This window comes from Marinobacterium aestuariivivens, assembly GCF_042661465.1.
Classification (GTDB): Bacteria; Pseudomonadota; Gammaproteobacteria; order Pseudomonadales; family Balneatricaceae; genus Marinobacterium_A; species Marinobacterium_A aestuariivivens.
Map to the genome: position 1 here is coordinate 4232911 of NZ_JBHSWE010000001.1, position 13670 is coordinate 4246580.

The 13670-nt window shown below is 55.9% G+C and carries 17 protein-coding genes; 4 read left to right on the top strand and 13 right to left on the bottom strand.

The features are described from left to right. Positions 1-78: 78 nt before the first annotated feature. The 4 genes from ACFQDL_RS22150 to ACFQDL_RS22165 all read right to left on the bottom strand — a co-directional run bounded on the left by ACFQDL_RS22150 (position 79) and on the right by ACFQDL_RS22165 (position 2420). Positions 79-882, bottom strand: a complete 804-nt coding sequence (locus tag ACFQDL_RS22150) for an ABC transporter permease (protein ID WP_379910898.1) — start codon at positions 880-882, stop codon at positions 79-81. Beyond that, positions 882-1595 carry an ABC transporter ATP-binding protein gene (locus ACFQDL_RS22155; RefSeq protein ID WP_379913259.1) on the bottom strand — a complete coding sequence of 238 codons (714 nt, stop codon included), beginning with the start codon at positions 1593-1595 and terminating at the stop codon, positions 882-884. The genes ACFQDL_RS22150 and ACFQDL_RS22155 overlap by 1 nt, the downstream gene beginning before the upstream one ends. Before the next feature lie 19 nt (positions 1596-1614). Beyond that, positions 1615-1977 (bottom strand): glyoxalase superfamily protein, encoded by a 363-nt coding sequence (locus tag ACFQDL_RS22160; protein WP_379910899.1) that lies wholly within the window; start codon positions 1975-1977, stop codon positions 1615-1617. Positions 1978-2114: 137 nt separating this feature from the next. Next, complete coding sequence (locus tag ACFQDL_RS22165) at positions 2115-2420, bottom strand: antibiotic biosynthesis monooxygenase family protein (RefSeq protein WP_379910900.1); 306 nt, start codon at positions 2418-2420, stop codon at positions 2115-2117. Positions 2421-2609: 189 nt separating this feature from the next. Here ACFQDL_RS22165 and ACFQDL_RS22170 point away from each other — a divergent pair, with 189 nt between their 5' ends. The 3 genes from ACFQDL_RS22170 to ACFQDL_RS22180 all read left to right on the top strand — a co-directional run bounded on the left by ACFQDL_RS22170 (position 2610) and on the right by ACFQDL_RS22180 (position 4662). Next, a complete protein-coding gene (locus ACFQDL_RS22170) occupies positions 2610-2882 on the top strand; it encodes a type II toxin-antitoxin system Phd/YefM family antitoxin (RefSeq protein WP_379910901.1) in 273 nt (90 codons plus the stop codon). Then, complete coding sequence (locus ACFQDL_RS22175) at positions 2863-3135, top strand: Txe/YoeB family addiction module toxin (protein ID WP_379910902.1); 273 nt, start codon at positions 2863-2865, stop codon at positions 3133-3135. The genes ACFQDL_RS22170 and ACFQDL_RS22175 overlap by 20 nt, the downstream gene beginning before the upstream one ends. A 534-nt stretch (positions 3136-3669) precedes the next feature. After that, positions 3670-4662, top strand: a complete 993-nt coding sequence (locus ACFQDL_RS22180) for an acyltransferase family protein (protein WP_379910903.1) — start codon at positions 3670-3672, stop codon at positions 4660-4662. A gap of 173 nt (positions 4663-4835) precedes the next feature. On the opposite strand, the gene ACFQDL_RS22185 is transcribed toward ACFQDL_RS22180, so the two are convergent. The 9 genes from ACFQDL_RS22185 to ACFQDL_RS22225 all read right to left on the bottom strand — a co-directional run bounded on the left by ACFQDL_RS22185 (position 4836) and on the right by ACFQDL_RS22225 (position 12555). Then, a complete protein-coding gene (locus tag ACFQDL_RS22185; RefSeq protein WP_379910904.1) occupies positions 4836-5111 on the bottom strand; it encodes a hypothetical protein in 276 nt (91 codons plus the stop codon). A gap of 128 nt (positions 5112-5239) precedes the next feature. Continuing rightward, a complete protein-coding gene (locus ACFQDL_RS22190) occupies positions 5240-5701 on the bottom strand; it encodes a hypothetical protein (protein WP_379910905.1) in 462 nt (153 codons plus the stop codon). A gap of 103 nt (positions 5702-5804) precedes the next feature. Further along, complete coding sequence (locus ACFQDL_RS22195) at positions 5805-6062, bottom strand: hypothetical protein (protein ID WP_379910906.1); 258 nt, start codon at positions 6060-6062, stop codon at positions 5805-5807. A gap of 109 nt (positions 6063-6171) precedes the next feature. After that, the gene (locus ACFQDL_RS22200; protein WP_379910907.1) at positions 6172-6504 is read right to left on the bottom strand and encodes a hypothetical protein; all 333 of its coding nucleotides are present in this window, start codon (positions 6502-6504) and stop codon (positions 6172-6174) included. Positions 6505-6629: 125 nt separating this feature from the next. Next, on the bottom strand, positions 6630-7919 hold the full coding sequence (gene ltrA, locus ACFQDL_RS22205; protein ID WP_379910908.1) for a group II intron reverse transcriptase/maturase: 1290 nt from the start codon (positions 7917-7919) through the stop codon (positions 6630-6632). A 625-nt stretch (positions 7920-8544) separates the two neighbouring features. Continuing rightward, a complete protein-coding gene (locus tag ACFQDL_RS22210; protein WP_379910909.1) occupies positions 8545-8973 on the bottom strand; it encodes a hypothetical protein in 429 nt (142 codons plus the stop codon). A 104-nt stretch (positions 8974-9077) separates the two neighbouring features. Further along, the gene (locus ACFQDL_RS22215; RefSeq protein WP_379910910.1) at positions 9078-9464 is read right to left on the bottom strand and encodes a hypothetical protein; all 387 of its coding nucleotides are present in this window, start codon (positions 9462-9464) and stop codon (positions 9078-9080) included. A 119-nt stretch (positions 9465-9583) separates the two neighbouring features. Continuing rightward, positions 9584-9997, bottom strand: a complete 414-nt coding sequence (locus ACFQDL_RS22220; protein ID WP_379910911.1) for a hypothetical protein — start codon at positions 9995-9997, stop codon at positions 9584-9586. A 782-nt stretch (positions 9998-10779) separates the two neighbouring features. After that, entirely contained in the window at positions 10780-12555 is a 1776-nt protein-coding gene (locus tag ACFQDL_RS22225; RefSeq protein ID WP_379910912.1) for a putative bifunctional diguanylate cyclase/phosphodiesterase, read from the bottom strand. 184 nt (positions 12556-12739) lie between these two features. On the opposite strand from ACFQDL_RS22225, the gene ACFQDL_RS22230 reads away from it, so the two are divergent. Continuing rightward, positions 12740-13606 carry an isoaspartyl peptidase/L-asparaginase gene (locus ACFQDL_RS22230; RefSeq protein WP_379910913.1) on the top strand — a complete coding sequence of 289 codons (867 nt, stop codon included), beginning with the start codon at positions 12740-12742 and terminating at the stop codon, positions 13604-13606. The last annotated feature ends 64 nt before the right edge of the window (positions 13607-13670 follow it).

Here is a 13670-nt window from a genome sequence, read left to right on the forward strand (position 1 = left end):
CCGAGCGACGCGGATCACCAGGGGTGATCTTGTCTGCAAGCCTAAACCGGATGGGCGGCTTTGACCAGACTCTGGTGATCAAGGTTCGTCCCCATCCAGCAAAAACTTGAGGAACTGATGCCGGCGGTTGAACAGCCGGCGATAGGCCAGCAGGATCGCCCCCAGCGATCCGAGGGCGGCTGCCGAGGCGATCATGAAGACTATGGCGATCTGGTAGCGGACGGCGTCCGCCGGCGCCGCACCGGCGAGTATCTGTCCCGTCATCATCCCGGGCAGGCTGACCACGCCCATCACCAGCATGCTGTTGATGGTCGGCAATAACGCCGTGCGCAATGCCTCGCGAATCTCGGTACGTGCCGCCTCCCAGCGTGTCGCGCCGAGCGCCAGTCGGGATTCGATCAGGGCGCTGCGTTCGTAGAGAGTGCCGGTGAAGCGGTCCAGCCCCAGGCTGATGCCGTTCAGGGTATTGCCCAACACCATGCCCAGCATCGGAATCAGGTATTGAGGGTCATACCAGGGCGTCACCTTGACGATGCCGGCGAGCGCCACGCCGGTGACCACCAGTGCCGCGCCCAACACCGATATCAGGCTGTCCCAGTAGATGCCGGCGAATCGCCGATGGCTGCGGCCTGCCGCCGTGACGCCGGCCAGGGTCGCCATCAGCAGTGCGATGCCGAGTACCGGCAGCGGCGACTGCAGGGCGAAGACCCATTCGAGGATCAGCCCCACCAGGAGCAACTGCACCGTCATGCGCAGGCCGGCAACCAGCAGCGGGCGGGCGAGTCCAAGCTTCAGGCCGATGGACAGACCCAGGTTGATCAGCAGCAGCAGCGCCGCCACCGCCACATCGACCAGCGCCAGTGCATGGTATTCGCCGGGCATCAGCGCTGCCACCGCAGCGTCAACTGCCGGTCTGCCATCCGGTTGCACTGGTCGGCATCATGGCCGACCCAAACCCAGGCACGACGAGGGTCCTCCTCATGCCAGCCGTGCAGCAGGGCCTCGACACGGCGGCGGGTATCGAGGTCGAGCGAAGCCGTCGGTTCATCGAACAGCAGCAGTGAAGGCTGAAGCAGCAGCAGTCGCAGCAGCGCCACCAGTTGTTCTTCGCCGCCGGAAAGGGACGAGACGGGGCGCTCGAGAAAAGCGTCGTCGCGACCCAGCACTTGCAGGTATGCGTGCAGCGGCTCCCCGGGCAGCGTCCGCCGACCGTGTACGCGGTATCCGAAAGGCTCCGCCAAAACCGTCTTGACGTTGCCTTCACCGAACACCGGCCGCTGCGGCAGATAGACGACCCGGCTGCGGTAATGTGGCATCGACCAGTCGGACAGCTCGCGTCCGGCAAGGCGGATTTCGCCTTCGGTTATCGGTATCAGGCCGGCAAGGGCGCGCAGCAAGGTGGTCTTGCCGCTGCCGGACGGGCCCGACAGGGCGAGCCGCTCGCCCTCGGCAATGGACAGGTCCAGGTCCCGCCACAGCCACTGTCCCCGCTCACAAAGGCCCAGGCCACTGGCCGCAAGCAGGACGGCATCGGCCTCTGCCGTGGGGGGCCTCCGGTCAGCCGGGCGCCGGGGTGCGCGGAGGAAGGTATCGATGACATCTTACGTATTGCACTCAGTTGCTTCGCTCGTTGAAGAGTATCCGGTTCGCAAAGGGATCGGTAAGGGTAAAGCAGCGGTCGCCCCAGGGCGCGACCTCGATGGCGGGCCGGTTGTAGCGGTAGGGGCGGGCGTCGATCTCGGCGAAAAGCCCGTCGAGGTCCTCGACCCGGACGAACACCTTGCTCCCCGGCGAGCAGTCGCCATGGTGCTCGGTCAGGTGAAACACCAGGTTCCCCTTCGATACCTGCATATAGAGCGGCGCATCGTCGTCGAACCGGTGCTCCCAGTCCAGCGTCATGCCGAGAAAGCCGAGGTAGAATTCCCTGGCCTTGTCCTCATCGAAGATCCGCAACACCGGTATCGCCTGAAACCCCATACCCGAATCCCTCTCCAAATCCTGGAAAACGACGTAGGGCGCAATCAGCGAAGCGCATTGCGCCATCCAGCCACAAACCAGCCCGGTCGTACGCTGCCACCAGGTAACAATCAAGACGCCGAAGCCTGCACCCGCTTTCAGCTGACGTCTATCAGCCTGTCCGAAACCACGCCCATCTCGATCGGCTCCAGCCGATCGACAATCGCCCGGTTCATCTTCTCAACCGCCGCTTCCGGTGCATCATTGGCCGCAAAGGCGGCGGCTCTCGCTTCCCTTGAGCGCCACTGGGCATAGGCGGCGAAGGTATTGTCGGCGACCCTGTGCAGGCGCGAGCCCAGGGCGCCGTGATGCTCGATAAAATGGTCGGTGACCGCCTCCCAGCCTGAAATGAAGTCCTGCGCCTGATCAGGTGCGATGATCCATCGATAGAGAACGGTAAACATGCGGAGTCCCTGTGCTGTGGATGTCTTGTCGCTGCGTGCGCTCATAATGGCAATCAGAGCCTTGGGCATCAACCCATCGCAATTGCGAGATGCCCCTCTGGATGTCCGGCGTACTATGCCGAAACAGGTATACTGTCCCCGGAGTTCCAAGTTATACTTGTACGGCAATTCCGTACACTTGGGGGCTTTATGGATACCATTAGCGTAAACAAATTCAGAGACAACTTGAAAACTCTTGTAGAGCAGGTGGTTAGCAGGCATGAACCCCTCAAGGTCACTCGGCGGGCCGGCGAGGATTTTGTGGTATTGAGCGCCGATGACTGGGAGAGAGAGCAGGAAACGTTGCATGTACTCCAAAGTCAGAACCTGATGCAGCAAATTGCCGCCTCTCTTGAAACCCATACGCGCGGCCAAGGCTACAAACCGACTGACGAGCAAATGGATGAGATCACTGGTATTTGAAGGCAATACCTGGGAAGCGTATGAAAACATGCGTGAGAGGGACAAAAAGCTGCATAAGGCCTTGTGCAAGCTACTCAAGGAAATGCTCCGTTCTGAAGATCCTTCCTCCGGTTTGGGCAAACCGGAACCACTGAAGCACAGCCTCTCCGGCTTATGGTCGAAGCGCATTTCGCAAAAAGACCGGCTGATATATCGCTTCGATGAGCATTCCATTTACATATTCGCTCTCGGTGGACACTATGATCAGCCATAAGGTTCGGCTCACCAGCGCCCAAACCGGATAAGTTTCAAGTGCAAAGATTCAGGTCTCAAAATTCACGTTCTCCCAATAATTTGTTGAAGATTGTGAAATGTGAAACCTGCCCCTAGATACATCCCTGTGCCGATCTGAGACTCGGCATCCATGCCTCGCCTCTGGCGGGCCGTTGGCGAGAATTATCGGAAAATACTCCCGGTGCTCGCCGGCTTATCGCCATGGACGTCGGAAGGCTGCCCGCGTGTATGCAGCGGTCCGGTGTACCGGAAATGCAGGAGCAATTTTCTGCCGTAACGTGATAAGGATGCCGCCTTCAGATGTAGGGTGCACTGACCACCATGGATGACGGAAGGCCGCCCCGCAAAAATGCTGTAAACGCAGGAGCGGTTTACAGTAGAGCGAAGCGAACTGCACCGTCATAACTCTATGTCCTCTAATGGCTCGGATCTGACAGTGGTGAGTCTGGAAATAGGTATACTGTCCCCGGAACACCCGGAATGCCCCCTACGACTGTCATATTCAGTGGATAGAATGCGCAAAGAATCCATCCGCTGTATTGCGACTGATCAGTACCATGAAACGTTCGATTCTGTTAGACAGCCTTCGTATATTGGCCATATTGCTGGTATTGATAGCTCACCTGGGACAGTTGCTCGGTCACGCCAGCGGAGATTTTTTGGTTGGAAAAATCTCTACTTCGTCAGTCTTGGCGGTGTAGGAGTGACCATTTTTCTCCTGCTCTCCGGTATTCTAACCGGTATGAGCGATCCGTCACGCCAGGAAAGCTACCTGAGCTACCTGCTGAAGAAAGTGATGCGGATATATCCAGTATATTGGCTGTCTTCACCACTGGCCATGCTGGGCTATGTCATGGGGAACGGACTGTTTCAGGGTGATATGCCCGCGCTGTTCCCCAACGGTTTTACGACAGATCTGCTTGGAAGCCTGACCGGATTTTATGCCCTGCTGGGACTCTGGGGTGGTCCTTATAATCCACCGAGCTGGTTTATTGCACTCATCATGAGCCTTTATGCGTTGTCTCCCATGATGCTGTGGTTCATGAAACATTGGCCACATCGGACCCTTGGTGCCCTGTTCTGTATCAGCCTGGCTGCACGCTATTACGTGGGCCAGTGGGGCATTCCCTTCGTGGAGCAGTCATTGCTGGAGCACATGGAAAACTGGCTCTATCGTCAGTATGGCTTTATGCCGGGGCGCCCGGGCGACTGGTTCCCACCCTGCCGCCTGTTTGAGTTTGGTCTGGGTCTCTATCTGGCGCTGATGCTACACAAAGCCACCTGGTTCAGGTTAAACCTGCCGGCCAGCAATGTCATACGGCTGCTCAGCGATCTGGCCTTTCCCCTGTTTTTGATCCACTACCCGTTCCTGTTTCTGGTGACGACACTCACTGACCTGGGGCTGCCTGTGTGGCTGGCGACAGCGATTTATATGGCTCTGATGCTGGTGATTGCATACCTGATAAACCGGCTGGATCAGCGGATACCGCGATTTCGCTTCAAATAACAGATCGCATACACCGCTCAGTAATGAAGTGATGAAGGGTCAGGTCTCACAATTCACGTTCGCTCAATGATTTGCCGAAGATTGTGAAATGTGAGACCTGGCCCCGTGTGTTGAGACCTGGCCCCGTGTGTGCGTGTGCTTGCGGCGCCGAAGGCGCGTAGTTGATTGACTTGTTATGTTTGTGTGTAATCCTTGTGCGGTAACTCCCTGAGAATTTTCTCTAGAAGATCACGATCAACTATGATTTCACATAACTTTCGTTCTTTTTCATCTGCTCCAAGTGTCATTACATCTAATGCAAGATAATCCATGTAAAAATGCCTTGAACTAGCCTCTGGAAACTTTATCCAACGCTCCGAAACCTCGCACCTAAGCTCCCCCTTAGATGCGTCTACGCGTTTTCTACGCTCATAACGATTGGGAAACCTAACAATTTTATCGTTGTCCATAGTGCTCAACTTCCTTTAAAAATATAACGCCTTGGCTTTGTGGCGTGCCGGAGTGCAGCGTAGGTGCGTCCGCCAACAGCCACTGTTTATATGTCACTTCTGCCCAGATGTGACTAATACGCATAGACCTACATCTTAATTAGGGCTGTTAGTACAACAAATGAAACCATATCCACAAAGAAGAGTGGGACCAAGACCCGTATCATCCCTTTGGTTATCTTCACGTCAAGCAAGTGGAACTTGTTTCTCCATTTATCACTTGTACTCATGTAGTTACCAAGCTTGCTTGTTGTGTCATTCCTCTTTGCCATGTCTAAAAGCTGATCTTTATACTTTTCTGCAGTATCAAATGCATATAATTTCAAACGACTCTGGGACCAATTCAGAAGCGAATAGAATGGAAGAAGAAAAACTCCAGACAATGTAAGAACTAACGTTGTTTTGTAAAAAGACTGTACTGCATCCGTGGCAGATGAAGTATCAATCTGATATAGCAATGCAAGAATTGCCAAATTAAATGCAGGTATCGCGATTTCGAAGTTCGACAGGCTGTTTTTCAACTCTTCGCTTGCGTCATCTTTGGTGATCATATCTTGGTCAGCCTCATCGTCATATAACGCTGCGCACACCGGCGCGAGCTTGCGAGCGTCCGGCAGCCGAAGGCTGCGAAGTGCTGCGCCTGGTTATGGGTGCTCACTTCCTGCCACCAAAATTATGGTGTTGAAACTGTGGTACAACGACTTCCTTACCGCTAGTCAGCTTTTCACCGCAATAAGGGTAGAACGCCACCTGAATTTTAACGATCTCGATTATCTGCCCCTCATACTCAAGATAATGATCGCGTTCAAGATCTTCATCTGTAGCTACCCTATTCAGGTTCAAGTAGACATCGGGGCCATCTTCTTCAAACCATACCTCACCGAGCGAGCAAGAAGGACAGCTATGAATCATTATTTCGAACCTCGTTCAGCACTCATAACGCCTTGCTTTGGGGCCGAAGTGAAGCGCAGCGGAACGGCGGTCCCAGCCACGCAGCGGCGACAACAGCAATTTGTTATGTTTACTTTTCATTAGTGTATATGCCTCTAAACCAACTAGGACGACCTTTTGAAGGCGGGCTGCTGGGGTCTGGATCGCGGTGTTGGATTAGTTCTTTGCAGTGAAAGGACATTTGCTCTAGAAAATAATTGTGGCTGTCGTAAAGAGCTTGATACTCAGGATAGTCGCTTTGAACTTCACGCTGAGTTTTAAGCTGGCTTTCTACTGCTTTCCCTATGCCTATCGGAGAAAGTTTACCACCAGAAACCAATTGATCAACTATAACTGTTAGCGCAATAGAAACACCAACCTCTATAGCTTCTATGCGTTCGTTGATGTTAATTTCAGAACTCATGTTATCTCCTTAGAAACAGTCGTGGTAGAACGGCCTGTTACCAGACCGCCCCCACACAGATCCGGACGTGCGGAACTACCGCATCCGGCTCCTCAGTTATACTCTCGCTCGTGTAAAACACGGCCCTAATACCAGTCAACATGGATCGTCCGTTTGCTGACTCTCAACTGCTCAATACCGAAACACCCCAGCATCATCTTCAGACTACTCCAGTTGTAGCTCCGTCGCTGGCTACGTCTGTTCAGCCATTTATACAGGCTTCTCAGCACATGACCATACAGGCGATGCAAACTCCTGCTGTTGTCCGGCAGGCCGAAGTAGTTCCTGAACCCCATCAGCTTCCGCTTCAGTTCGGGGAGCCATGCCCTCAGCGCGGTAAACCGCTTGTATTTGATCCAGCGGTAGTACTCGCTCATCGTCGCGTGCTGCTTCTTTGACGCAGTCCGCCGTCTGAGTCGAGGCTTGCCGTTGACATCCTTGCCCCAGTAAAACTCGAATCCCAGAAACTGGAACTGTCGTTTGCGTCCGGGGTGGAAGCGACTGAATCGCTTTAAGCTGGTCTTCTCCGCCGCCGTGTCCAAGCCGAACTTCTTCAGCCGTTGCGGCAGTACCCGGTAGAACCGTTCCGCGTCGCCGGCGAGTTGGAAGGCGCAGACAAAATCATCCGCATAGCGGATGAGTATCGCCCGGCCTTTCATGCGTGGCTTAACCACCTTCTCGAACCAGAGGTCCAGGGCGTAGTGCAGATATATGTTCGCCAGGATCGGACTGATCACCCCGCCCTGTGGGCTGCCACTGGTGGGCTTAGTGTAATCTCCTTCCGGTGATTTGATCCGCGCTTTCAGCCACTGTCTGATCAGGCTCAGGAGGGCGTCATCATCGATCCGCTGGGCCAGCATGCGCATCAGCCAGTCGTGATCCATGTTGTCGAAGAAGCCTTTGATATCGGCCTCTACGATGTAGCCATAGCCTTTGAACTGCAGGTTCAGTCCTAGGCTGTGGACCGCCTGGTGGGCACTTTTATTGGGCCGATAGCCATAGCTGTTCGGCAGGAAGTCCTGTTCCCAGATGCTTTGCAGTATCTGGCTGACACCCTGCTGGACCAGTTTGTCGTCTATCGTCGGCAATCCCAGCGGACGCTGTTTGCCGTTACCTTTGGGGATGAACACGCGCTTGATCGCCGATGCCCGATAGCGTTTCTGCTTCAGGTCTCGGCTCAGCCGTGCGATGTGTTGCGGCAGCTGCTGCTGGTATTCCGGGAATCGCTTCCCGTCTACACCGGCGGCAGCCTGCTTGTTGAGTTGACCCCAGCTTTGGTACAGCAGGTCGGAATTCAGTAGTCCGTTCAAATTCTGAAACCTGTGTCCGGGGTGGGTCTGTGCTTTAAATGCGATGGCATGCAGTGCAGTTGTCATAGTGGTTCCAGCCCTACTTCGTCCGGCCTATGTATCGGCTACATGCCTGTTATAACTGTCAGCCCCTTCGCCATGTGAGCGGCTTTCCCGCTCCCGGACTACTATGAGCTGATCCGACTGCCAAGGCGTCATTGTTGGCCTGCTGCTAAGCTGGGCTTCCCTACCACATCCCGGTGGAACGCGCCTGGCTCTCTCAAGTTCCTGATGCATCTCTTCATACATGCCACGGCTTGATAACCCCGCTGACTCGCCACAGCCTTACCAGAACGGCTGCTTTGCATGGACTTCGGTGGCGTTACGAACCTCGTCAGTCAGAACTCACTTTATTATCGAGGCGATACCAGCACTTCAGGAGCACGCACTCCCTGTGGCCTACATGATTCTCTGTGTACGCTTCACGCTGCTTGTTCATCCGTGCTTCCTGCCACACAAATATTCCTGATTTAAGACTCCGCACAACGCGCAACACTCGATACTGGTGGGTGGTTAGCCCTTACCAGACAGGGACTTTCACCCTGCAAGATCCATCAAGCTTCGCTTGACGCACTAACGCCCGCAATAAACGGCGCGAGGAACGAGCGTCCGGCGACCGCAGGGAGCGAATTTAATTGCTTGGTTAGCCATTTTAGACCCACTGATTCTCATAAATCGTTCTTCTCAGCGCTCTAGCGGCGAACAGAGCCATTTCTTCTAGCTCTTTTTCCGACTCTTCAGGATCATCAAGCAGCTTCTGATCATCCCATGGGTCATTTACATGCACCCACTTATTTCGGTACTTCCGTAGCTTGTGCAAATCAGATCGAAGGTCGTCTGCTATGGGAGCACGATCAATTAGCTCAAAGAGACTGCTGCGCTCTTTCTCGGAATACTCGGAGCGCAGATAGGTTTCGATCCCAGAAACTGCCGTCAGTATTGATGCCAGGTTCGCTCCATGCGCAAACGCCAGATCCGATTCTCGGACAATAAAAGAGCACCACTCTGACAGGATGACCCCGCCTTTTAAGAGCTCTTCATCAAGCGACACTATGTGGTTCCAGCGTTCTTCTTCGTTCATATGGCTTACGTTTAGGTTAAGGGGCGGCGGCACGCCGTCCCAGAGAGCGAAGCGAACGATTTGAACCGTTTGTTAGGCTGTGTCCAATCGTCCATTAGACGTAACTAGAAAAGTTTGTTAAGTATTTCAGACTGCACGTGCGGATGAAATTCTTCATACATAGTGTTCAGTCGAACGTTGTTTTTTTCAGTGGGCTTGGGTATGCGAAAGCTTTCGGTTACCAACCATTTAATATTTCTGCCTGCTGAAACTACAGGGCTTGTTGTAACTACCTCATCATTGATGATGACCCCGATTCCTTTGACGATTATGTCGGGGCTTGATGGTGATGCAGATTTAATGTAAACAATATCGCCAACTTTTAGTGAGCGGACAAATTGATGAAGTTCTGGTGCTTTTTCGATTCCCCAGCCAGGACCCGCAATATTGTGGGCAATAAATTCTCCGCTAACGTCTTCGTCGTAATACGCGCCAATTGCATAAATAGCCATGATAACTCCTTGCTGAGTGTTGAATGCCTAACGCCGCAATAAACGGACCGAAAAGCGCAGCTTTTTGGGTCCGGTGGAGGCCCGAAGGGCCGGAACGAATTTCATTGCCTTGTTAGGCTCTAGTTTATATTGGAAAGCAGGGCTACATTCTGTTCAGATACTTTTAACCATTCTGGAGAATCCACATAGTATTTTGGCGGAGTTCCGGATGGGAAAACAAGCTCAACTAATTTTTTAAGAATGCTTTTCCCTTCGTCGATCTTACCTGACTCAGAGAATCGAACTTCAGCCCACTCATATATAGGATTAAGCTCTGGGTTGTAATGTTCAAATACGCGGACATTTTCAGGGGAAGTTCCGGGGAGATCTTCAGCTAAAATGTGAATTGTTAAATGCTCAATCATGTTTGTAATGCTGGTTCCAGCAAGTTCTTTTTGATAGAACAAAATCGCTACTTTATCTCCTATTTCTCCAATTCCATATTCGCATGAAGATGGAGCATTACTGAAACCATAAAATTTTAAAGTTCTCATATTTCCCCCTGTAAATTTTATTGTGGTGATAGCCTAACAGTCTGTTAATGAGGTCTTCGACCTCATAATACTTATTAGAAAGTATACCTTTTAATCTTTGTCGGATTTTCTAGAATATATAAATATCTGATAGAAAAAGATAAATTTTGCTCCATCGAGCTGTTACTCTTTCTATAAGGTATAATTTTATTGAATCAGCCGGATTAAAAGGTATGTCAGGAATGGCTGCAGCACGTCGTCCACTCGTCTTATTTATATACAAATTCGATGCGATTTCCAACCCGTAGTGCAGCCGAAGGCCGGCTTCTTACGGGGGCCGTCTTGTTGTAGAGAGCCTTTGCTTACTGCTATTTGCACGAGTGAGTCGCCGTCAGGCGGAAAGGGATTAGCCAAAAACGAAAATGCTTATAATATTCAACTTGGTTTCGTGAAAATGGTGCGGGGCGCTTCGCTTAAGTCGCCCTACGGCAGTTATTCGATTCGCCCGGAGGCCGGGCTCCTACAACGTCCTGGCAGTACCGCGGTAGATGATGAATTCCATTTTTTGGCACAGGTCATAACGGTGCGGTGCGCTTCGCTCACCGGCACCCTACGTCATACGCCTGCCTCAAAGGGGGCGATTCGATAAATGCCGAAACCGCAGGAGGTACCGAAATTGCCGAATCTTTGGTTCATCAACGCTACCGCACGAGGCTGATAGTTTCAGCTCGATCAAACTCCCTTTTTCTCAAGCCTGTCCGAGTTTAACGGTTCAGTCGCCAGTTGGCGACAGGTCCGAAAAATCACTCCAGCCGATAAACCCCGTCCCGCTCCCGGTACCAGCGCGTGAATGCATCCGCCGGCATCGGGCGGGCGATCAGGTAGCCCTGGGCGATGTCGCAGCCGATGTCGGCCAGGTAGCGGTAGCTGTCGGGTTGCTCGACGCCTTCGGCGACGACCTGCATCTCGAGGCCGTGGGCCATGTCGATCGCGGCGCTGACGATATGGGCGGCGCGACTGTCAGGTGAGAGGCGGTCGATAAAGGCGCGGTCGATCTTGATCAGGGAGGCGGGCAGTTCGTTGAGGTACTGCAGCGACGAGTAACCGGTGCCGAAGTCGTCGATCGACAGGGTGACCCGGGTATTGGCCAGCTGCCTAAGTTTCAGGATGGAATGTTCGATATCGGTCATGAAGGCGCCTTCGGTGACCTCGAGCTCGAGGCGCCGGCCGTCGACTCCGTGCTTTTGCAGCAGTCGAACAATGTCGTCGACGAAGCCGGGTTGCAGCAGGTTGCGCGCCGATATGTTGACGGCGACACCGATATCGATGCCGCTGTCACGCCAGGCTACCAGTTGCTGCAGCGCCCGGTTAAGCGCCCACTCGGTGAGCAGGTCGATCAAGGTGCTTTGTTCGGCGCGGGGAATGAATTTGCCCGGCGGGATCATGCCGCGCTCCGGGTGATGCCAGCGCATCAGCGCTTCGGCGCCGATGACGCGGCCCGTGGCGATGCAGACCTTGGGCTGATAGTGGAGGTCGAGCTGGCCGTCGGCGAGGGCGGCCTTGAGTTCGCCGAGCAGTTGCAGGTTTTCGGTGACATGACGCCGGTCCAGCTCCGGGGTGAAGCGCACCCAGCACCGGGCGCGCTCCGTGGCGCTTTGCAGCGCCACTTCGGCCCGGCGCAGGTAGTGCTCGGCGCTCTCGTCCAGGTGGCTGAGGTCCGCATAGCCCATGCGAATATCGCCGTGAATGGCATAGTCGTCGAAGCCGAACGGCTCGGCGAAACAGGCGGCCAGCTCGATGAGCAGCTCGCCTGTTGCCTGATTGCCGAGCCCCGGTAGCAGCACGACGAGCTGATGGCTGTTGCTGCGATAGATACGGCTGTCGACGTCCGGGTGCTCGGCCAGGCGGATGGCAAGCTCCCGGAGCACGGTATCCGAGATCCCCGGTCCGTAGCCGGCTTCCATTTCGGCGGCGTTGTCCAGCGAGATCACGGCCAGGCCGCCGGGGGCTGGATGGGTTTCGTCACCACCTTCGTTAAGGTCCTGGATCAGGGCCTGGCGGTTGAGCAGGCCGGTGACGGTATCGTGGCGGCCGATCCAGCGAAGGTGTTCGAGGTAGCGCCGGGTGCTGTCGCTACCCAGGCCCGCGAGAAAGCCCGCCAGGGAGAAAAAGCCGGTACGGTACATCCAGTTCAGTGCCTGCTGCGGCTCACCGGTGAGGGTGTCGATGGGCATCGCCGGGCCCAGGACCAGGCCCGCGACGAGTCCGGTGGCGATGCCACCGCGGGCACCGTAGATGAATCCGCCGAGCAGGACCGGGAGATACATCGAATGGGAATAGACGTACTTGATGCCGCCGGTCCAGTAGACGAGGCCGTAGACGGCACCGACCATCAGTGCCAGCAGCGGCAGCGCCCAGCAGCGGACGGCGGGAAGGTGACACAGCAGGGCATCCAGCAGTCTGGCCCGCAGCGCCATGGCGGGCGGTGCCGCCCTGGCCGCAGCGGCGTCCGGGATCTCGGGTGCAGGTGTTTCGGGGCTGTCAGCGGGCGGGGCGCGGTCGAAGGTTCTGGCCGTCATGAGATCCTGTTCTCCGGCCACTGCAGCCAGCACTGCAGTGGTGTCTGTCCATGCAAGAATATCTGTTGCAGTTTAGCTACATTATCGCGCTTGCGTAAAAACCCGAATGGATAATATTCGGCGTTGTCTCGCCGACCGGTCGGGCGCCTATACTCAGGAGGTCTCCCAAGTCCGGAGCCTTCCCGTGCCGGAGCAATTCTTCCTGTCCGTCGAGGGGCCGGCGCTGCTGATCCACGGCGGCGCCGGCAGCTTCGATCCCGCGTCGCCGGCGTCCGCAAAGCGCAAGGCCTTTCTCGAGCGCCTCGTCGAGCGGCTGTGGGCGCGGCTGCGGGACGGCCAGCCGGCGATCGAGGTCGTGTACGAGGCGGTGTTCGCGCTGGAGTCGTGTGGCCTGTTCAATGCCGGCCTCGGCGCCTGCCTGCAGCGCGACGGCCTGGCGCGGCTGTCGGCGGCACTGATGGACGGCGAGCGGCAACGCTTCTCCGGCGTCCAGCTCGTGACCCATCTGCTGCATCCATCGCAACTGGCGCGGGCGCTGCAGGATCGGGCGGAGTCGGTGCTCGGTCCCTTTGGCGCCCAGCTGCTGGCGCGGGAGCTCGGTATCGAGCCGCAACTGCCGCTGACCCCCGAGCGGGCCCGCCTCTGGCTGCGGCAGCTCGAGGCCGATGTCCTGGCGGATGCTGGCGGTACCGTCGGCGCCGTGGCGCGGGACCGGGATGGCCGGCTGGCGGCGGCGACCTCGACCGGCGGCGGCCGCGGCAACGGCCCCGAGCGGATGTCGGACTCGGCCACGGTCGCCGGCACCTATGCCAGCCGTCAGGCCGCGATCAGCTGCACCGGCATCGGCGAGCAGATCGTCGACGAGGGGCTGGCGGTCAGAATCGAGACGCTGCTGGGGGAGGGACGGGCGCTCGAAAGCCTCTGCGCCCGGTTATTGCAAAGCGCCCTGGTCCGGCAGCGGCGCTATGGCTGGATCGTGCTGGACTGCAACGGCGCCCTGGGCTGCTATGCCTGCGAGCAACTCTACTGGGCCGGCCGCTGGGCGGACTAGGCCGGGCAGCGCTGAGGCGCGCAAGCGGCTGTATTCGCTTGCAATTTCGCACCGTTCGCGGTTT

Coding starts and splice junctions, on each gene's coding strand:
- ACFQDL_RS22210 (WP_379910909.1), bottom strand. CDS start 8,973: ATGAACGAAGAAGAACGCTGGAACCACATAGTGTCGCTTGATGAAGAG.
- ACFQDL_RS22215 (WP_379910910.1), bottom strand. CDS start 9,464: ATGGCTATTTATGCAATTGGCGCGTATTACGACGAAGACGTTAGCGGA.
- ACFQDL_RS22150 (WP_379910898.1), bottom strand. CDS start 882: ATGCCCGGCGAATACCATGCACTGGCGCTGGTCGATGTGGCGGTGGCG.
- ACFQDL_RS22190 (WP_379910905.1), bottom strand. CDS start 5,701: ATGATCACCAAAGATGACGCAAGCGAAGAGTTGAAAAACAGCCTGTCG.
- ACFQDL_RS22220 (WP_379910911.1), bottom strand. CDS start 9,997: ATGAGAACTTTAAAATTTTATGGTTTCAGTAATGCTCCATCTTCATGC.
- ACFQDL_RS22225 (WP_379910912.1), bottom strand. CDS start 12,555: ATGACGGCCAGAACCTTCGACCGCGCCCCGCCCGCTGACAGCCCCGAA.
- ACFQDL_RS22175 (WP_379910902.1), top strand. CDS start 2,863: ATGAGATCACTGGTATTTGAAGGCAATACCTGGGAAGCGTATGAAAAC.
- ACFQDL_RS22170 (WP_379910901.1), top strand. CDS start 2,610: ATGGATACCATTAGCGTAAACAAATTCAGAGACAACTTGAAAACTCTT.
- ACFQDL_RS22180 (WP_379910903.1), top strand. CDS start 3,670: ATGCGCAAAGAATCCATCCGCTGTATTGCGACTGATCAGTACCATGAA.
- ltrA (WP_379910908.1), bottom strand. CDS start 7,919: ATGACAACTGCACTGCATGCCATCGCATTTAAAGCACAGACCCACCCC.
- ACFQDL_RS22200 (WP_379910907.1), bottom strand. CDS start 6,504: ATGAGTTCTGAAATTAACATCAACGAACGCATAGAAGCTATAGAGGTT.
- ACFQDL_RS22185 (WP_379910904.1), bottom strand. CDS start 5,111: ATGGACAACGATAAAATTGTTAGGTTTCCCAATCGTTATGAGCGTAGA.
- ACFQDL_RS22195 (WP_379910906.1), bottom strand. CDS start 6,062: ATGATTCATAGCTGTCCTTCTTGCTCGCTCGGTGAGGTATGGTTTGAA.
- ACFQDL_RS22165 (WP_379910900.1), bottom strand. CDS start 2,420: ATGTTTACCGTTCTCTATCGATGGATCATCGCACCTGATCAGGCGCAG.
- ACFQDL_RS22160 (WP_379910899.1), bottom strand. CDS start 1,977: ATGGGGTTTCAGGCGATACCGGTGTTGCGGATCTTCGATGAGGACAAG.